Annotated in this window: 15 protein-coding genes; 7 read left to right on the top strand and 8 right to left on the bottom strand. The window is 61.0% G+C overall.

Annotated elements, in window-relative coordinates; translation table 11 throughout:
- Positions 1-246: 246 nt before the first annotated feature.
- Both ABIB54_RS03785 and ABIB54_RS03790 read right to left on the bottom strand, forming a co-directional pair.
- A complete protein-coding gene (locus tag ABIB54_RS03785; RefSeq protein WP_354574177.1) occupies positions 247-480 on the bottom strand; it encodes a helix-turn-helix transcriptional regulator in 234 nt (77 codons plus the stop codon).
- 146 nt (positions 481-626) lie between these two features.
- Positions 627-1,133: a hypothetical protein gene (locus ABIB54_RS03790; RefSeq protein ID WP_354574178.1), complete on the bottom strand. Its 507-nt coding sequence runs from the start codon at positions 1,131-1,133 to the stop codon at positions 627-629.
- 289 nt (positions 1,134-1,422) lie between these two features.
- Here ABIB54_RS03790 and ABIB54_RS03795 point away from each other — a divergent pair, with 289 nt between their 5' ends.
- The gene (locus ABIB54_RS03795) at positions 1,423-2,517 is read left to right on the top strand and encodes a DNA methyltransferase (RefSeq protein WP_354574247.1); all 1,095 of its coding nucleotides are present in this window, start codon (positions 1,423-1,425) and stop codon (positions 2,515-2,517) included.
- Between the two features lie 21 nt (positions 2,518-2,538).
- On the opposite strand, the gene ABIB54_RS03800 is transcribed toward ABIB54_RS03795, so the two are convergent.
- A complete protein-coding gene (locus tag ABIB54_RS03800; protein ID WP_354574179.1) occupies positions 2,539-3,969 on the bottom strand; it encodes a hypothetical protein in 1,431 nt (476 codons plus the stop codon).
- Positions 3,966-4,559, bottom strand: coding sequence for a hypothetical protein (locus ABIB54_RS03805; RefSeq protein ID WP_354574180.1), 594 nt, complete (start codon positions 4,557-4,559; stop codon positions 3,966-3,968). The genes ABIB54_RS03800 and ABIB54_RS03805 overlap by 4 nt, the downstream gene beginning before the upstream one ends.
- Positions 4,560-4,852: 293 nt before the next feature.
- Here ABIB54_RS03805 and ABIB54_RS03810 point away from each other — a divergent pair, with 293 nt between their 5' ends.
- From ABIB54_RS03810 to ABIB54_RS03825, 4 genes are read left to right on the top strand one after another with little or no spacing between them, the layout of a single operon-like run.
- Complete coding sequence (locus tag ABIB54_RS03810; protein WP_354574181.1) at positions 4,853-9,694, top strand: DEAD/DEAH box helicase; 4,842 nt, start codon at positions 4,853-4,855, stop codon at positions 9,692-9,694.
- Positions 9,695-9,740: 46 nt separating this feature from the next.
- Complete coding sequence (locus tag ABIB54_RS03815; protein WP_354574182.1) at positions 9,741-9,992, top strand: hypothetical protein; 252 nt, start codon at positions 9,741-9,743, stop codon at positions 9,990-9,992.
- 45 nt (positions 9,993-10,037) lie between these two features.
- Positions 10,038-11,123, top strand: coding sequence for an FRG domain-containing protein (locus ABIB54_RS03820; RefSeq protein ID WP_354574183.1), 1,086 nt, complete (start codon positions 10,038-10,040; stop codon positions 11,121-11,123).
- Positions 11,124-11,166: 43 nt separating this feature from the next.
- A complete protein-coding gene (locus tag ABIB54_RS03825; protein WP_354574184.1) occupies positions 11,167-11,394 on the top strand; it encodes an antitoxin VbhA family protein in 228 nt (75 codons plus the stop codon).
- Positions 11,395-11,604: 210 nt separating this feature from the next.
- Here ABIB54_RS03825 and ABIB54_RS03830 read toward each other — a convergent pair whose 3' ends face one another.
- The 4 genes from ABIB54_RS03830 to ABIB54_RS03845 form a co-directional block, all read right to left on the bottom strand.
- Positions 11,605-12,081 (bottom strand): hypothetical protein, encoded by a 477-nt coding sequence (locus ABIB54_RS03830; RefSeq protein WP_354574185.1) that lies wholly within the window; start codon positions 12,079-12,081, stop codon positions 11,605-11,607.
- A 7-nt stretch (positions 12,082-12,088) separates the two neighbouring features.
- Positions 12,089-12,658 carry a hypothetical protein gene (locus ABIB54_RS03835; RefSeq protein WP_354574186.1) on the bottom strand — a complete coding sequence of 190 codons (570 nt, stop codon included), beginning with the start codon at positions 12,656-12,658 and terminating at the stop codon, positions 12,089-12,091.
- 5 nt (positions 12,659-12,663) lie between these two features.
- The gene (locus tag ABIB54_RS03840) at positions 12,664-12,993 is read right to left on the bottom strand and encodes a sigma-70 family RNA polymerase sigma factor (RefSeq protein ID WP_354574187.1); all 330 of its coding nucleotides are present in this window, start codon (positions 12,991-12,993) and stop codon (positions 12,664-12,666) included.
- A 109-nt stretch (positions 12,994-13,102) separates the two neighbouring features.
- Positions 13,103-13,831, bottom strand: a complete 729-nt coding sequence (locus ABIB54_RS03845) for a hypothetical protein (RefSeq protein WP_354574188.1) — start codon at positions 13,829-13,831, stop codon at positions 13,103-13,105.
- Positions 13,832-14,282: 451 nt separating this feature from the next.
- Between ABIB54_RS03845 and ABIB54_RS03850 the strand changes: the two genes are divergently transcribed.
- Together ABIB54_RS03850 and ABIB54_RS03855 are read left to right on the top strand one after the other, a co-directional pair.
- Positions 14,283-14,567 (top strand): hypothetical protein, encoded by a 285-nt coding sequence (locus ABIB54_RS03850; RefSeq protein WP_354574189.1) that lies wholly within the window; start codon positions 14,283-14,285, stop codon positions 14,565-14,567.
- A 2,602-nt stretch (positions 14,568-17,169) separates the two neighbouring features.
- Entirely contained in the window at positions 17,170-18,258 is a 1,089-nt protein-coding gene (locus tag ABIB54_RS03855) for a hypothetical protein (protein WP_354574190.1), read from the top strand.
- Positions 18,259-18,426 lie beyond the last annotated feature (168 nt).

The raw sequence follows: 18,426 nt of genomic DNA on the forward strand, positions 1-18,426 counted from the left end.
CGAATTTAAGACATCGCTACCTGCCGCGGCGCCCCCGGCAGTTCGGGCTCTTAGCTTTTCGGATAACGCAGCCTCTGCTTTTGGCCCAGTGTTCCCACTGGCTGTCACTTGGCGTCTAGCCCCCGTGTGTTTGTCACGATAGGTCGCTAGGGCTCGGTATGCTCCCGCCTTTGGAAACTTGGCAGGGTCAGGCGAAATCGAGATACTGCCCCACGCACCGAGCGCCAGTCCGGGCCGTCCGACCAACTAGCTCGCCGCCTTAAATTCGGTGTCCTTCGAGAACCACTCGATGATGTCGTCCGCGTCCCAACGGACCGCCCGGCCCAGTCGTCTTGGCATCGGAAGTCGCCCCGTTGAAGCCCAGTTGCGAACCGTCCCGATGTGAAGACCTCCCCATTCCGCAATTTGCTCAGCCGACCAAAGAGGTGCGTAGGAATTGCCGGGCGATACGACGTCGGTTACTGAGGTTGTGGTGGTCATGAGGCTAGTGCTCCTGAGTGATCTGGGGTGATGTGCACCAGATACATGCGCGGCACCGAAAACCCTCGACCAGAAAAACCGCCCCAAACCACTCCCGAATAGGTCACAAACCCGCTTATTGACACTTGTTTTGAGCGTCTTTCCGCTCACTGCCGCCCGTGCTCGCGGACCGTGCCAGTCGAGTCGAGTCGACCCGCGGCGAGTAACCCAGTGCCAACCAAGGAGGCAATCAAGCGTCGGTCTGAAGTCACATCAACCACGACCACATGGCCGCTCGGTACAGCCGGCAACGCGATCGACCGGATGACTATCAGAGGCACCTCCACAACACGCCACTCACACCCGGCCAAATCGATTTCCCCGCGGGCGTGGAGCAGCAATTCGAGCTCTTCGTCGATCAGGCGGTCGTATGAGAATTCACCTCGCTGGATCGCGCGGTTCACCAGTTCGAGCTGTCGCTCCGCAGCAATCGCCGTACCTAAGGCTTCCCGACTCGCCGCCCGAAGCGGCCCAGTGACCGGCAGCGTGCCATTTGAGCGCCTGTCGATGAGGGCCGTCACCAGCTCGGCAATGGTGCCGACCCAGATCTCGCCGCCGGTCATTGTCTCGCCGCCGATGGCGTAATGGACTGGTGAGGGTGGGTAGGGGTTCATATTTCCTACATGCGCGGGATGAAGATTCGCCACCAGCGCTTCGCGAATAGAACCGCCTTGCGCATGCTCTTCCTATGACCCTGAATTCGATTCAGCAAGCGCCCGGGCGGTCCTGCCGCTACGTCCTAGCCGGCCCATTCCGGGACGCGTCCCGCTGGGCGGCCCGCGCCAATTTGAGCCTTCGTGAATGGGTGCTGATCGAGACCGACGCTCCGCTGCGGGTATTCGAGCTGGTGATAGACCCAGACCCACCGATAGCGCCCGCTCGCTAAACTGGGCGCTCCGCTGCATGGTTGGACCCGGGGGAGCCCACTTGCCCGAATTTGCGCTGATTCACGCCGACATCAACGACGCTCTTCGCGAGATCCCCGATGGGACTTTTGACTCAGTCATCGCCGATGCACCCTATGGTCTCGCGATCACGAAGAACTCCGGATCGAACTGGGACACCTCCTCGATCGCCTTCGATCCCGCACTCTGGTCACAGCTCCGCCGGGTCACGAAACCTGGCGGGATCCTCGCTGCCTTCGGTCACCCGCGAACATCGCATCGCCAAATGACAGCACTCGAAGACGCAGGATGGCAGGTCATTGACACTATTGCTTGGGTGAAATCCCACGCTTACCAAGCGGGGAATCGCGACCTGGAGAAGGAGCTCCGGAAGACCGGCGCTGAGGCCCTGGCCGATAGCTACACGGGATTCCGCACGCACCTCTCACCGACATACGAACCGATAACCCTCGCGCGCAACCTGGCCCCACGCGCCAGCCTCGTGCAAGCGATCGCGACCGGTGGCGCCGGCGGTTTGAACATCGACGCGACTCGCCTGCATGAGAGCGACTGGGCCTTCCGCACCCCGCGCACCACCGTCCCGCCCACCGCCGAGAACCGCGCTCGTCGGCCGGGTCGAGTATCGGATCGTTCCTCGTGGTCCATAGCGAACCGCGATGCGCTCAGCGTCCCGCACGGAAGCGGCCGGCTTCCCGGCAATCTGCTCTTAGAGCACTCCGAGGACTGCGTGGAAACGGCGTGTGCCCATGGATGCATAGTTGCTGAGATCGATTCGCAAGGCAGGACGAAATACGCCTCGGGCAAGGAGCCGGCTTCACGGTTCTTCACTCGGCTGCGCTACTCGCCGCGGGCCCGCTCTTCGGCCGGACAGCGCCTAGCGGAAGCGCCGCACCCGACCGAGAAACCCCAGCAGCTGCTGGAATGGCTCGCAGCGCTGGTGGTGAAGCCTGGATCGACGGTGCTCGATGCGTTTGCCGGGTCGGGTGCCGTTTCGGAAGCGGCTCTTAGAGCGGGCGCTGGTGCGGTTACTGCGGTTGATCGGGAGGCGGCTTACGTCGCGATGATTCGGGTGCGGATTGAGGAGATGGGCTAGGCGAGATGCCTACGGAATCGGCTAGTCCAGGTCGAGAAGTGTGGGCGCTTCCGTGACGATCTCCGCGGGGAGCGCGAGGAACTCGGCGAGCGCGGTCCGGTCAGCCGGCTGTAGGTCGACGAGTGCCTGAACTGAGATTGAAGCGAAGTCCCCAAGCGGCGGCGTGCTGCTCGTTACGGCTATTGCCGTGGATCTCTCAAAGTCGATGTTGACGTGTGTGCCGCTACCTAGTGAAGCGCGCGCTCGGGCTATTTTCGCTTCCAGAGAGAACTCACGGGCGAGCTTTTCCGTGCGGCGATCGCGGACGACGTCATCTGCCGAGAACACGACTCGGCTGCTTCCGTCTGCGGCTGTGATCTCCTGGACGCTGAATCCTTCTCCTCGTTCGACGAGGGTCTCCGGGGAGATCCCATCGCGGGGATTTGCATGAGCTAGCCGCTCGACGCGGTTCTTTTTTCGAGCGAAGTGGGCGGAGTAGTGGGGTCCATCGAGGCGAAGTAGATCGTCTTCCAGCACCCATTCGAGCGCTGGCGCACCGGGAGGGGTGATCTTGCCCAGCTCCGATCGGATCCAGGCCACTTTGACAAGAAAGCGGTCGGTATTTGCTCGAACGAGGCGCGACAGGTTGCTGGGGAATTTCACCGATCCGAGCTCGATGACGTCGCGGAGCGCTATATCTTTACCGAGGTTCCTCCAGAACTGGAGGTCGTCGATCTCCACGGTGTCGAGGAGTAGCTGGAGCTCCTTCGGACCGATGCGATTCTTAGGGCTGAAGGTGCCCGGGAAGTCGCTGCCTGAGGCACCGCTGCCGAGCCACAGAGATTGGAGCAGGTACTCGAGCGCGTTGGCCTGAATCGGCGCGAAATCAGATTCACTAACCGATGCGGCGGCCCCTGTTTCTTGTGCGTCTGCGCGGGTGGCTCCCTGGATTCCGCTGTGCAGGGTTGTTGCAACTGCTTCGGCCTTTTCGGTGTCGAAGAGGCCGCGGCCGCCCTTTGCTACGGCGGTCGGGACGAGAGCGTCGAACTTCTCGACTCGCGCAGACGCCTCGAGGGCCTCGAAACCTCCAGGATCGAGCACGAGCGTGTCCCGCTCGCGGGAGACGCCCGACAACTGCGCCGACTCCTCGCGCTGCGCCATCGAACCGAGGCCGACGACCACAGATCCCGTCGGAAGGTCCTCCTGCACATTGGCGGAGATGACGTTGAGGTTATCGGCGAATCGCAGGAACACCTGGCGGCTCGGCTCCGTTCCGTTTGGCCACGAGAGGGTCAGGTCAGGCGCAAAGGAGTGGTTGAAGAAGTCGGTAGTCCGAATTGCGGCACCCGATTTCAATCCGCGGAAATGGGATGTAATCACGTTCTTTACCCCGGAGATGGTGTCAAATGACGTTGCTCCGGCGAGCGCCAAGGAGAGAGCGCCTTGCAGCGTCTCGTTGACCTCAGTGCTCATCTCATGCCCCGATCCATCTGGGCGGCGATAACCGCTTTGCGATCCTCGAGCGAGAGCATCAAAAGCTCGTGGCGAGACGAAAGTACGAGTAGCCACAGACTTTCTGCCACAGCCTCGCAGGTACCGGCGGGAATGTGAGCCTCGGCTTGCTCCGGATCAACGCCGAGCGTCTGCTTGCTGTACTTGATCACCGCCGAGCGTACTTCGTCGGCCGTGGTCAGCTTGGCCCAGGAGTCGACGAGGAAAGGGTTCCAAGTGATCCACATGAATTGGTCGGCCATGCTCGGATTGAGTTGGCGAGCTCGATAGCAGCCGGCCAGGTATTCGCGGTACATCTCCGGCTGTCCGCCGATGGTCTTGTAATTCTTGACCTCGCCCAGAAACGTCCGATTTGCGAGGTCACCTCCGCGGAAGAGCCCACCGATATCGAAGGCGTAATCCCGGCCGTCGGCCCACTTGAAGGACAACCTCGGCCGAGCTGCCTCGTTCGGGAAGATCCAATGAACGTCGGCCCTGGTGGTTGCATCGAGCCACCGCTTCGCGTTTTGCACGCCTTCAACGCCGGCAGCGTGCATTTCCTCACCGAACATGGCATGAGCTTATAGATAAACCGTCAGGTTCAGCGCCCCCCGAAACAAGGCTCATGCCCCGTGAGAAGTGCTCCGACCCTCACAACGAGACGCGAACCTAGATTCGATCCGCGATGCAACGCAAATCCAGGATTCCCCGACCCGTTGCTCGCTAGGGTGGGGCGCACGATGCCAAAAGCGCACAAGGTCGCCGCCGATAGCAACCCTGGACCTCGCGGCGCCATGACGCGTGCTACCGACGCAGCGGCTCGCCCCACCTCGCCTGCAATAGTCTGGCGAGTGATTGTCGGCTGATGCTGCAGTCGGTCGGGCCGCAGCAACACGGGGACTCAATGCCAACCACTATTAATGACCTTCTGACTCAGTACGCCTCGATGGCGAGGGACACGCGAGAGAAGGGGCTCCTCTTCGAACGGCTCACCAAGGCGTACCTGACCACCGACCCAGTCTGGACAGCCCGCTTCTCGGATGTCTGGCTCTGGCAGGATTGGCCGGATCGCGATGGCAAGCCGGATACTGGCATCGATCTTGTTGCGAAGGAACGCTGGGGCGGCGGCTACTGCGCCATCCAGGCCAAGTTCTACGACCCGACGCACTACCTCCAAAAGAGCGACATCGACAGTTTCTTCACCGCGTCTGGCAAGCACCCGTTCACCAGCCGCACCATCATTTCAACGACCGACAAATGGTCGAAGCACGCCGACGACGCGCTCGTCAATCAAAACGTCAAGACGTGGCGAATTGGCGTCGATGACTTGGCCGAATCCGAGATCGATTGGTCGAGGTACTCGCTAACCAACCCGGATGAGCTCGACCGTGGCGCTCCGAAGAACTTGCGTCCGCATCAGGTGAAGGCGCTGAAGGATGTGGAGCTCGGCTTCGGCGACTCGGAGCGCGGCAAGCTGATCATGGCCTGCGGGACGGGGAAGACCTTCACGGGTCTCCGGATAGCTGAGTCCGTAGCTGGCGTTGGTGGTTCGGTGCTCTTCCTTGTTCCTTCGATCGCTCTGATGAGCCAGACTCTGAAGGAGTGGAGCGCGGAGCGGAAACTACCAATGCGTGCCTTCGCGATCTGTTCGGACACGAAGGTCGGGAAGAACGCCGAGGACTACAGCGTTTCCGACCTTGCCTACCCGGCAACGACGAGCACTGAACAACTCCTGAAAGAGGTTGCCAAGGCGGACGCGCGCGACGGGATTACCGTCTACTTCTCCACGTATCAGTCCATCGACGTAGTAGCGAAAGCTCAAGCCGCGGGCCTTCCGAATTTCGACCTGGTCATCTGCGACGAGGCCCATCGGACGGCTGGGTTCACCCTTTCTGGTGCCACTGAGAGCGCGTTCCTGCGAGTCCACGATGAAATCGCTATCAAGGCGGCCAAGCGGCTCTACATGACCGCGACGCCGAAGATCTACGCCGAAGCTGTTCGGACTAAGGCGTCGGAGAAGGATGCGGTGCTCGTCAGCATGGATGACGAGGCGGTGTTCGGGCCCGTCTTCCATCGACTCGGATTCGGCGAAGCTGTCGAACGTGACCTTCTCGCCGACTACCGTGTCCTCGTCCTCGCAGTCGACGAAGGGACAATCGGAGCCGGGTTCCAGGAGCAGTTCGCGGTTGACGGTGAGCTGAACATCCCGGACGCCGCGCGGATCGTGGGAATCTATAACGGACTTGCCAAACGCGGCGTGCAGGGGCTAGGCACGGAACCCGGCGCTCGTCAGCCGCTTCGTCGCGCAGTCGCTTTCTCGCGCTCCATCAAGGACTCCCAGAAGGTCCGATCGATGGTTGATGGGTTCGACGGCCGGCTTGGAACGGTCACCGGTGTAAGTTTTCGCGACGAAGATGAACTGCGCGGTAGTGATGCGCCGCTCCGGCTCGAGGCTAAGCATGTTGACGGGACGATGAACGTCCAGGTCCGCAACGGGATGCTCGACTGGTTGAAGGCCGAGCAGGATCCGGACGAAAACATCTGTCGCATCCTCACCAACGCTCGGTGCCTCAGCGAAGGCGTAGACGTTCCGGCGCTGGATGCGGTCATCTTCCTCAACTCGCGTGACTCACAAGTCGATGTTGTCCAGTCCGTCGGCCGAGTCATGCGTAAAGCAGAGGGCAAGGACTACGGGTACATCATCTTGCCGATCGCTGTCGCTGCTGGCCAAACACCGGAGCAAGCCCTCAACGACAATGCCAAGTACAAGGTCGTCTGGGAAGTCCTCCGCGCCCTTCGCGCGCACGATGAGCGGTTCGAGGCGAAGATCGAGCAGATCGACCTCAATGGCCGAAGCGACGATCAGCTGCAAGTGATCGACGTGCGGGATCCTTTCAACGGTGACGGCGTCGAACGCAGCGACGGGGAAACGACCTCGATCCCTATGGACTGGTCGTCAATCGGGGCCGATTGGCGCGAGGCCATTTATGCCAAGATCGTCGACAAGGTCGGGGAGCGAGACTACTGGGAGAACTGGGCGAAGGATGTCTCGGACATCGCGGGGCGGCAACAGTTGCGCATCCGCACCCTTGTCAGCGGATCCAACGCCAGCCTGCGCGCCGAATTCGAAGCCTTCGTCGGCGGGCTGCAAGATAACCTGAACCCCTCTATCACTGAAGCCGACGCGATCGAAACGCTCTCCCAACACCTGATCACACTGCCCGTGTTCGACGCTCTATTCGAGGGCTACTCCTTTAGCGACCACAACCCGGTCAGCCAAGTCATGCAGAAGATGGTCGACGCGCTCGAGGGCAGTAACCTCGACACGGAGACCGACGAGCTAGCCGGGTTCTACGCCAGCGTCCGCCGCAGTGTCCACGGAATCACTGATGCCGCGGCGAAGCAGACGACTATTAAAAGGTTGTACGAGAAGTTCTTCGCCGGCGCGTTTCGAGCAACAAGCGAGCGGCTCGGCATCGTCTACACACCGAACGAGATCGTCGACTTCATCCTCAAGAGCGCCGACGACGTGCTGCGCACAGAGTTCAGCGCCTCACTGTCCGACGAAGGTGTGCACGTCCTCGACCCGTTCACGGGGACCGGTACCTTCATCGTGCGCCTGCTGCAGTCCGGCTTGATCAAGCCAGAAGACCTCCAACGCAAGTTCCGTCACGAACTTCACGCAAACGAGATCGTGTTGCTCGCCTACTATGTGGCCGCAATCAACATCGAGGAGACCTACCACGGACTCAACCCAAGCGGAGAGTATGAACCGTTCCCCGGCATCGTCCTCACCGACACTTTCCAGAGTTCCGAAGACGACGACAAGTACGACGACCACGGCATCTTCGGCGACAACAACGACCGAGTGAAAGCGCAGAACGCACTCGACATTCGGGTAGTGGTCGGCAACCCGCCCTACTCGGCTGGCCAGGACAGCGCGAACGACAACAACCAGAACTTGAAGTACAAGTCCCTCGACAAGCGCATCGCGGACACCTACGCGGCGAAGTCCACGGCGCAAAACAAGAACAGCCTCTACGACTCATACATTCGCGCAATCCGCTGGGCGAGCGACCGCGTCAAGGACCGCGGAGTCGTCGCGTTCGTCTCCAACGGCGGATTCCTCGACGGCAACACCGCTGATGGTCTGCGCAAGAGCCTGACCGAGGAGTTTTCCTCGCTCTACGTGTTCAACCTGCGCGGGAACACCCGAACGTCGGGCGAGCAGGCACGCAAGGAAGGCGGACAGACATTTGGCTCCGGGAGTCGCGCGACAATTGCGATCTCAATCCTGGTGAAGAACCCGGACGCCGCGGAACACGGTCGCCTCCACTACCGCGACATCGGCGACTACCTCACTCGCGAACAGAAACTCGTTTTCATCGCCGAATACGGAAGTATCTCTGGCGTCCCGTGGGAGGACCTCGAACCAAACGCGGCTGGCGACTGGATCAACCAACGTGACGACACATTCTCTGAGTTCAAGCCCATCGGGGACAAGGATGCACCCAGGCACGCGATCTTCGGCAGCTACTCGCGGGGGCTCGCGACGGCTCGCGATTCGTGGGTCTACAACTCCTCACGCGCAGAAGTGAAGCGCAACACCAAACGTATGACCGAGTTCTATAACGAGCAGGTTGATGAATTCGCCCAGTCCGGCCGACCTTCTAGTGGTGTTGACGACGCGATCGATTTCGACGCCACTCGCATTAGCTGGAACCGGGCAGACAAGGCACGCCTTGCCAGAGGCGTCCATTACACAACACGCGCAGAGGCCCTCCAGGTCAGCGCATATCGCCCGTTCAACAAGCAGAACGTCTATTTCGATCGCCAACTGAACGACATGGTCTACAAGCTGGAAACCATGTTTCCGACATCGGCGCAGGAGAACTACGGAATCGCCATGACCGGGCTAGGTGCAGCAATGCCATTTGCTTCACTTATCGTGAACTCATTGAGCGATCTGTCGATCTTTGGTGGACAGACAAACAGCCAGTTCTTCCCCCGCTACACCTTCGAGCCGCGCGGTGAGCAACCGAGCCTGTTCGGCGACGGAGATCCTTTCACGCGCGTCGACAACATCACTGACGAGATCCGCTCCGAATACCGCCTCCTTTATGGTGCCGATCTAACCAAGGATGAAATCTTCTTCTTCATCTACGGACTTCTGCACTCGCCCGACTACCGCGAAACCTACGCGGCGGATCTCAAGAAGATGCTGCCCCGCATTCCGAAGCTGGCCGAAGCATCTGACTTCGCAGCGTTCGCTGAGGCTGGGCGCAAGCTCAGCGAACTGCACCTCGGCTACGAGGCCGTCGACCCGTACCCACTGACCGCGGAGGTCTCGACGGGCTCGACCAGCAGCGTCGAGCCCGATCTCCTTATCACAAAGATGACCTTCGCGGGCAAAGCCGGCGCCTGGGACAAATCCACGATCCGCTACAACGACCAGATCACGCTGCGGGGTATCCCGGATGGGGCGCACGAGTACATGTTGGGTTCACGTTCAGCGCTCGAATGGATCCTCGAGCGGTACCGAGTCAAGACCGACAAGGACAGCGGCATCGTCAACGACCCGAACGACTGGGGGATCGAGCACGGCGACCCGGAGTACATTCTCAATCTGCTCAAGCGGATCGTCACGGTGAGCGTGGAGACGGTGAAGATCGTGGAGGCACTACCGCCGCTGGTGATTGCTGAGTAGGGAGAGGACTAGATGCCGCGCTTCGTTCGGATGAAAGACAGTCATCATGGCTGCTAACGGGGATTCATCAGAGGGTAAAGAGAAGAAGAAAGACGATTCGATCACGCCTCCGATGAAACCGCCCAATGCCCTTTCTGAAGGCTATGTCGGAAGTCAGCCCACGGTCGCTGCGGCGGTGATGCCCACCCTCGCCTCCCAGAATGCGACTACTTCACTCTCGTCCGAATCCGTCAGGGCTGCGATCGCTAAGAGTACCGAGGGTCTTGTCTATTTCAAGCCTTCGGCGCTGGCTCTATAGGGAACAAACGTCGAGGACCTCATTGAAAGGCTCGGTTTTGCAGGTGTGTCCAACTGGGCGAACATCGTCGGCCCGACCATCAGCTCGGAGCGCACATTCGCCGAAGTTGATAAGACGAACACTGCCTACTCGCCCGAGCTGGAGACGGCGGCATCCTTTTTTGAGCGCGATGAGGTCGTCATCGATTCCTCCGACAACCTCAATGACGAGGTCACCAAACTAATTCGAAAGAACGCGGAGCTTCCACTTGTTTGGCGTGGAGCGCGCGACGCCGACTGGGGACTTCACAACAGCCTGTTTCTAAGTCTGATGAAGGCGAACGGCGTGATTGGCCCCGAAGCGAAGCCACGGGAGGCTCAGCCGTACCCGAGCGAGGATCAGATGGTGCGCACGGAGCGTGTGATGATTGACGTCGCTCGCGACGAATGGCGACTCGACGGAATGTCGCCCCTCGAGCTTCTTGCGCGACTCCAACACTTCGGGGCGCCCACACGGCTGATCGATGTAACCAGGAATCCATACATCGCCGCTTGGTTTGCTGTTGAAAAGCACGACGACACCGCTAGCAAGGACGGCCGATTATTCGCCTTGGCCACGAGACCAGTCCCCTCGAAGTCGAGGCCGGACATTGCCCAGATCGACACTACGATTCGGCTCGAACACAATGCTGGACTCGCTCTGCCTTTCTGGCACTATCTCGAGACATCTGCGCAGCGACAAGCAGCTGACTGGGGGACCGGGTCAAAGAGACGCGTTTGGATTCCTCCCGCGTACGACCCGCGAATAGTGGCGCAGAACGCTGGCTTCGTAGTCGACGGGGTGCCGATGACCTCGCAGAAGACAGCGCCGTACTTTAAGAAGAGGACGTCAAGCGACTATTGGAAGAAGGCGGACTTGCTTGCTGCTGCTTCGATCTTCACAAAGACGAACCACCCTGCAACACGGCCTGGGCCGAATCAGCCGAACTTCTCTCCGACGTTCAGTTGGCGAATTATTCAGAAGGCCAAGGAAGACATCAGGGGCGTCTTGGAGTCGCGATTCTCCTACAGTCGGTCGACGATTTATCCGGACATCGCCGCGCTGGCCGCATACCTGAGGGACAACATCTCTTCAATTGCGGGGCGACCGTAGCGCTGCAATTCACCGGTGTTGACCTGACGAGCGACACTTCCTTATGGCTGTTGAGCGCTCACCGGTACGCGACGGGAGCAAGATAGCCGCGACAGCCGGGGACCCTTTGACCCCGGCAGAGTCCGCGCGTCGCGCCCGAGCGGTTCACGATGCGGTCGCATCAGCGCGACTCGAGGGCGTCGAGCTGCGTGCCGAATGGCTGAATCTCCTGGATCAATGGGCCCGCGGCGAGATCACCGTGGACGACCTGCTCGATAACGCGGGGACCTGAACGACCTATGATGACACCCGCCAGAGCGGACGGTCGAGCTCACGTGCGGCCAGCGTGGCCGTGACGCTGGACTCCGCGCTGGGCGTGCCGGGCGGGCTTGTTCGAGACGGTGGACTTCACGCTGGGCGTGCCGGAACTAGCGTGCCGGCGTTGTATGGAGCGCTGCGAGAGTTATTCGCCGCGGGCAGGCGTGCCGTTGGACGTGCCGGGTCAGAGCCCCAACGGATGCGGCAAGAGCGCTGGCCCTGAGAGCAACCCGAGCGTCCGAATTTTCCCGATAGCGGCGAGCGAAAGAATAAACGCCCCGTCCCGTCGTGCGTCAAAGACGATGACATTCCCGGGCGGCGGCCGCCATCCGTCATCGCTCCCGCCGAGGACGACAAGCGGCACTATTTCGAGCCACGGCGAGCCGTCGTAAGGTTCCCCGTATCCGAGCATCCGGTCGACTGCACTATCAGAAATCGTAGCCAGATCGACTGCTCCGGCCGTGATCGCATTTGCGAAGAGCTCATGCTGGACGACAGCCGAAACAGTTGTCGCGAAGGCCCGCCGGGCGGCCTCGCGCTCGCTCGGATCGAGGTCGAGGTAGCCGGGGATGAACCCCGCCACCAAGTCGGCAGTTTCGTGCGCGATCCAGAGCTCGCCGGTAGCGAGCTCGATCCAGAAAACCTCGTCGGTGACGCTCATGCGAAGATCATGCGCGGCGCGCCTCGGTGTCCTGCCCGAGGACGCTCCGGGCTTCGGCGATCGAAAGCAGGGCACCCTGCTTTCCCGGGTTGGAGCGCCGGGCGGCCATCTCGGCGTTGGACGCCGTGACCAGTTCCTGGGCGGTCGGCTCTCGGCCGTGCTCAGCTTCGAAGCGCTGAACGACATGCGACGCCCTGGTCGCACGGCGGGCCACGCTACTAGAACCGGGGACACCCGTGGTCGAAGTTTTCCGGATCCAGGCGGAGACTTGGAAGGCGACCCGCGTACCGAGGTACGCGTCCCAATTCCGGATGCTTTCCGGATCTGGCCCGCGGCCGGTGGCGATCTCCTGGAGCGCCTCAAGGTAGAAGCATGCGGCCTCCGCCTCGACGTCCTCCAGCTGCGCGAGACCAAGGTCCCCGCCCACGCGGCACCACCCGCGAGAGAGTCGGGCGATCTGGTGGAGGACAGTCACGGCGATGGCGTCGCGGGCGGCCTTTCGGGCACCGACCGGGAGCTCGAGCATCGCCCGAACGGCGGCGTCGACGGAAACTTGGGTATAAGTCGTGGTTGCCATCGCGGTCACGCCGCCATCGCGAGGCCGCCGTGGCGGTGCGTTTTGACGAGGTGCTCGAGCTGATAGAGCGCATAATCCCTCTCGGCGATCGCCGCGCGGGAGCTCAAACCGAGCTCCTTTGAAACGGCTTCGAGGCCGGAGGCCTCCCGGCCAAGGCCGAAGAGAATGCTGACGACCGCGCGGCTGCGAGGTTTCAGTTTCGCGATGGACTCGGTGATTACTTCGGCTCGAATGCCGGCGAGTGCCTGATCCTCGACGCTGGGCGCGGTGTCGAGGAGGTGGTTTGCGAGCGGGTGGCCCGGGGAATCCAGGCCGTGGATTGGGATGACGCGCATGATGCAGCTCCTAGGAGCCGCTCAAGCGATTTGCTTTACCTCGGCCCTACTGTTCTCATGCGCCGGGGGCGGCGTTCGCGAGCACGGATCCGGGGAATTCTTCCAGGCGCTACGCAGCATCCCGGGCGAGCTTGACTCGCGCTTCGCTGACACCGAACTTTTCGGCCAGAGCCTTGAGCGTCGGCGGCACATCCGCCAGTGCGAACTCCGCCCGAATTCGAAGGTCCAGATCCTGCGCGGCCACCGATTTGGGCTTCGCTCCGGGCTGCGCGGCGACTGGCGTGCCATGGTTGATGAGGCGAGTTTTTGCCGCAGCGAGCTCGGCGGAGTCGGTGGTTTCTTGAACGAGAAGTTTGAGAAGACCCTCGGTCGCGGTCAATACACCGGCGGGGAAGAGTACCGATACGACAGCGACACCGACGACGACGACCGTCGACGAGCCGGCCGGGACCGAGTCCAGGCCGTGCCAGCCGTTGATGCCTACGCTGGCGGCCGTCCAAGCCCAGAGCAGGCCCCACTGGCGGCCCTGGGCCAGGGTCCACCACGGCCGGCGCTTGCCGCTTGGCAGCAGGGCGGGGACGCCCTCGCGTTCCCGGAGGACGGCGAGGGAGAGGGCAGAGACGAGGATGAAGCTATCGACTCCGACGGGGAGGAGGAAGCGCATCCAGCCTGCCAGGCCGATAAGCGCTCCGATCGCAACTTGGGCATTGAAAGAGAGAGCGAAGCTCGCCGCCATGGCGAGCAGCGTAATCCCGACCGTTAGCGTGACGAAACCGTGCGATCGCGCGGAGAACTGGCGGGCGACGCGAGGCGTGCGGGTGGGCGAATTGGCGGTCAAAGGTGCTCCTCGGTAGTGGCTCTACCTAGTACGTGCGCGGCAATGGCCGGAGACTCGACACCGGGACGTCCCCTCGCCGCGAACGAACAAGGAATCCTTGTGAGTTGCCTCCCGGTCGAGCCCACCTGCGTCGGGCCGCTAGATGATCCGGAACGCTCCCCGCGACGGCCGACCGTCTCGAACTCCTCCCGCGACGCTCCCCGTCAAGACCAGCGTTCCGAGTGCCGGCGAGACGCTCACCGTCAAGACCTGCGTTCCGAAGGACACCCGGATCGCCCACCGCTGCGAAATCCGATCCGCGCGCCCTCGGATTGCTTTTCGTGATGGCCACCGATCCGGGCACCAACCAGCCGACCGCCGCCGGGTCGGGACTCGTTACGACCGACGTCTCGGTCGGGTGCCCTTGATAGGGTCCCATCAGCAGGGTCGGCTGTTCCTACTGAGGAGCGCAATGAAACCGACTTGGCATCCGATCCTTGCCGCCGTCGAGGTCGAGCCGGGAATGTGGCGCTTGCGCGATGCTTTCGACCAGCCACACAGCGTCGTTGTGCTTCTCACGATCGGTGGCGAGCGAGGGTACCGGGCGGTCACCTGGGCGGCCGAGCCAGATGAGCGGGTGCTCATTGGTTACTACCTTTCGCTGCGCGCAGCGTGCGCCAGCGCACACCAGACCTACCTGTCCACGCTTGGGAATCCTGGGTCGCCGATTGCATGGGGGCTACCGCGGGGCGACTGACGGAGCGGCCAGCGCTTCGACAAGCACGGGCCGATGACCGTCCGGGCATGATATTTCGACTGACGTCGAAGGCATAGCGCGGATCGCTCCGGGTGACGCCGGGAGCGTACCCGTCGAACTGTCAGGGAATCCCGGATTGTTGCCTCGCGTTCAACGTCGCCGTCGCTAAACGAGTTGCCGAGCTGCACTTTGACGGTGTGCAAGTCGACGGCTAAGGACGGCACCGCGTGCGCTCGCGTCGCCTACAGGCTCGCCGTTGAAACGCAAGGGAATGCCTCTCCGTCGCGACAGCATTCTGAGCCGAGTATCGCCTCCGGAACGCCCCGCGCCTGCCAAGCGTCAAGGGTGCCGCGACACCTCGGAGCGTGCATGCTCCGAGGTCTACCTTCTGCATAGCTCCAATGTCGACTCGTCACGGCCACCGGCACGACCTGCGATCTGGAAGGGCCAAATCGCTCCGCGGGAAGTCAGCCGATCCGAGCACTGCACAGTGGATGCCTCCAAGATCCCTCCTGCGTACTCGGAAGAAACGTTTCCGAGTTGACCATCCAACTTTGTCGAGGACTCCCAGACGGACTCGCCGTCGAAACGCAACACGAAAGGATTCACCATCGCGACCCAGCACTTCGAGCGCCGTGTCGCTACCAGAACTTTCCCCATCACGGCCAACGCTTCGAAGTCTCGAGCCGTCCCGCATCTCGATCGGCTTTACGTACTGGCGTGCCCCCTCGACGAGTCGACCGTTAGAGGTGAACAAGTGCCGCGTGCCGAGCCCAGCGTTGCGGTAAGCGTAGCGCCAAGGCATCCCCGGTGAGAGTGTCCCTAATCGCTCTACCCTTGCGACTGGCGATGTCTGGGGCCATCGGAGTTGTTGGAAACCGGCTTTTCAGAATTGGCATTGATAGCCGTGACTTCTTAAGGTAGGACCCTGACCTATCGAGGTTCAAATCCTGCAATTGGCGCCCCCATGTCGAACCATCCGGTGATTCCGGACAGTTGCCTCGCGTTCGAACTCGCCGCTGCTAGATGCGTTGCCGAGATGTTCGTTGACGGTGCGCACGTCGGCCTCGAAGAGCTCCGCCATATCTGCGCCTGCTTAGGGGACAAAGTCTCGCCGTTGAAACGCACCGGAAGCTTGGCAGCGCGGCCAGGCGATGGGTGGAAAACCATGCCAGTCTTGGGTTGCTCCGATGCCAACTCGACTTCATAAGCAGAATTCTCCTTCGGTGCGAACTACTGGCCGGTGCGAATATCGAATCGAGGGAAGGGAGTCACGCTCTGGAACTATGACGCCGGCCCCGCCGCCGCTTCAGACACGAATGCCGTTGGGCCCAGTTTCTCCGTCCTGCCCAGCGTTGCGAAAGTCGATCCGATTGGCGTCGCGGACTTGCCGTATCGGGCACCGGCAAGGGTGGCGTTCCGGGAACGAGCCTCTAGAGCATGGGCAGGGATGACCCTCGAGCTCCGCCGACTCGGCGTCTGTAAAGATCGACGACCCCGGCAAAGCTGGATCGGAAGTTTAACGTTCGCGTCCATGCCTGGCGTTGTGATCGCCTCATTAAGTTCAAGCAACCTAGGCAAAATAATCTCTAGCAAATCGACCGCTTATGCCGCATCAGGGGACTGTGTGTTGGCGGGGCCTCCCTCAAGTGAGTGGTATTCGACATTGGCTGACGGAGAAGCTGGCGCCGAAAGTAGGCGCTTCTTTCGTCGGGCCCGGAGGGTGGTGAGGACGACTGAAATAAGTCATACCAGCTCCACCTTTCCAGTCTTGTTTGAGAAATGCGTATAAGCTCGCTGGCGTTGACGATTGAATCCATTCAGAGGAGCATTGAGATGGGCGTAGATTCCGGGAAGTCGTTGAGGCTCGGCCAGTTGGCGCAATGATTGCCCTTCTGAAACTCTCGTGCGTTACTAGGCGATCCGCTAAGAGCTTCCTGTGAGCGCAGTGCCTCTGCGGGTCGGGATCATCGGCACTCCATCGCAGCCCCTTGCCGAATGGTCCAGAGAGTCGGTACTCAGCCTGTGCAATCTAGGATTCAACGCCGTCCAGTTGAATATCGCTTGGTCCTACAGGCCGAACGACGAAGTTTTGAACTTAGAGGACATCGTTGCGGTGACCGGAGCGCCAGCGTCGCTCGCGGCGAATGGTGAAACAGCGAACGATCGGCGACTCGAACTTCTCCGCCACCGCGCTCGACTAGCACGGGAAGCCGGCCTGCGGACCCTACTCCACATCGGACTCCCCTTCCAGGGTCGTGCGGGATTCGACGGGCAACCTCTACCTCAGTGCATCTTGGACCCAGACGTGCTGTTTCGCTACCAGAATGCACTGAGGACCATCGCGAGAGAATTGCCTGACCTAGACGATGTTCTCATCTATACCTACGATCAAGACGCGTGGCTCTGTTACGAATTTGGGGGATGCGATCGCTGCTATGGACGACCGCTGCACACAAGGATTCCGGAGTTCCTGAATGCTCTTGCCAGAGTATGGAGTGATCGGCGACATGGTGGTAGAACATGGTGGGAGCCGTGGGAGCTTTCGGCAGGCCAAACGCTCGCATGTATACCCGTCCTCGACGCTTCGCGCATGGGGATAATGTTGCACAGCAATATCGGAGAGGTTATTTCCACTGCTCCCGGGGATCAGTTCACCCAGAACGCCGCGGCCGAAGCGAAGCGGTGTGGTCTGCCTCTTGTCATCGAAGTCTTCCTCTCCTCTTCGAACGAGGAAGTCGAACCGTGGGATCACCTGCCGGTCCCGTTGGTCACTCTCCACCAGCTCCGTGTTGTATCGCAGTTGCCCGGCCATCCCGGGGTTAAAGAATACTTTGGGCTCCGGATGGACTCGCTCGATGTCAACTTGAATGCAGCGGCTAACTATTTCGCGGATTCCAACGTCGATGACGAAACCATTTTGGCCAAGGTTGCAGACAGATTCGAGGAACCGTGGCTCACGCAGTTCTGGATTCTTGCCAGTGCCGCATATCGCTTATACCCATGGGACTCCAGTTGGTTCGCGCGACAATTGGGGCGAAGCCAGCCGCTCCATAGTCTGAGCGCGGCAACCGTCCGTGGGGCGCAGACCGCTGCCTCGGAATGGGATACTCCCGCATGGCGCTCATCACGTCAGGCCGTATTCATCAAAACTGACAATTCTGAATCGCATCCTTGGGTGCTGGAAGATCTCGCTCTGCGATTCCATCTGGCCGCGAATCGCATGTCGGAGGCCCTCGAAGTAATCGCTCGGAACCACGTCAAAAACCAGAATGAGCCTATCGAGAGGCATATCCAATTTCAGAGACTTGAAGCGGCAGGATTTGTCTCCCGGGCCCGCGCCTATAGTTTTCACCTGCGGGAGACGCTGCTCGCGCGGCTTCTTCGTCAGGAGCCCGAACGGCCGGAGCTCGTCAGTGAACTCAGCGACGTGTTGCGGGCCGATCTTGTGAATCAGGAACTAGAGCTTGAACGGCTGGATGAGCTCGACGCGTTCGGCTACCCGAGACCACCGGAAGTTACAGGCTTACAGAAGAAAGAAAAATGGGCGGTGGAGCGGCGGACAGACCTCACCGGCTTCAAAAAGGCACTCTCAGTGTTCGAGACCAACCTTGGAGCATTCTTGGAAATGTATCTGAAAGAAGAGGGTGGTACTGCATCAGAGGGCCAGTTCTCGCTAACGTCTCGGTAGGTACCACCTTCCAATCCCCTATGCCGCTGCAGATGCTCGGCGGCCACTTCAGTTGTGCCCGCCATTCGCGGAGACCGTGTTTGAGTCTGGTGCGCTAAAGATTGTCAAATTCGACCAGATAAGCTCATCGGACTGCAACGTTAGTCTCCTCCACGTCACCGTCGCGCA

The organism is Frigoribacterium sp. UYMn621, assembly GCF_040549525.1.
Taxonomy (GTDB): Bacteria; Actinomycetota; Actinomycetes; order Actinomycetales; family Microbacteriaceae; genus Lacisediminihabitans.

Coding starts and splice junctions, on each gene's coding strand:
- ABIB54_RS03785 (WP_354574177.1), bottom strand. CDS start 480: ATGACCACCACAACCTCAGTAACCGACGTCGTATCGCCCGGCAATTCC.
- ABIB54_RS03790 (WP_354574178.1), bottom strand. CDS start 1,133: ATGAACCCCTACCCACCCTCACCAGTCCATTACGCCATCGGCGGCGAG.
- ABIB54_RS03795 (WP_354574247.1), top strand. CDS start 1,423: ATGGTTGGACCCGGGGGAGCCCACTTGCCCGAATTTGCGCTGATTCAC.
- ABIB54_RS03800 (WP_354574179.1), bottom strand. CDS start 3,969: ATGAGCACTGAGGTCAACGAGACGCTGCAAGGCGCTCTCTCCTTGGCG.
- ABIB54_RS03805 (WP_354574180.1), bottom strand. CDS start 4,559: ATGTTCGGTGAGGAAATGCACGCTGCCGGCGTTGAAGGCGTGCAAAAC.
- ABIB54_RS03810 (WP_354574181.1), top strand. CDS start 4,853: ATGCTGCAGTCGGTCGGGCCGCAGCAACACGGGGACTCAATGCCAACC.
- ABIB54_RS03815 (WP_354574182.1), top strand. CDS start 9,741: ATGGCTGCTAACGGGGATTCATCAGAGGGTAAAGAGAAGAAGAAAGAC.
- ABIB54_RS03825 (WP_354574184.1), top strand. CDS start 11,167: ATGGCTGTTGAGCGCTCACCGGTACGCGACGGGAGCAAGATAGCCGCG.
- ABIB54_RS03830 (WP_354574185.1), bottom strand. CDS start 12,081: ATGAGCGTCACCGACGAGGTTTTCTGGATCGAGCTCGCTACCGGCGAG.
- ABIB54_RS03835 (WP_354574186.1), bottom strand. CDS start 12,658: ATGGCAACCACGACTTATACCCAAGTTTCCGTCGACGCCGCCGTTCGG.
- ABIB54_RS03840 (WP_354574187.1), bottom strand. CDS start 12,993: ATGCGCGTCATCCCAATCCACGGCCTGGATTCCCCGGGCCACCCGCTC.
- ABIB54_RS03850 (WP_354574189.1), top strand. CDS start 14,283: ATGAAACCGACTTGGCATCCGATCCTTGCCGCCGTCGAGGTCGAGCCG.
- ABIB54_RS03855 (WP_354574190.1), top strand. CDS start 17,170: ATGTTGCACAGCAATATCGGAGAGGTTATTTCCACTGCTCCCGGGGAT.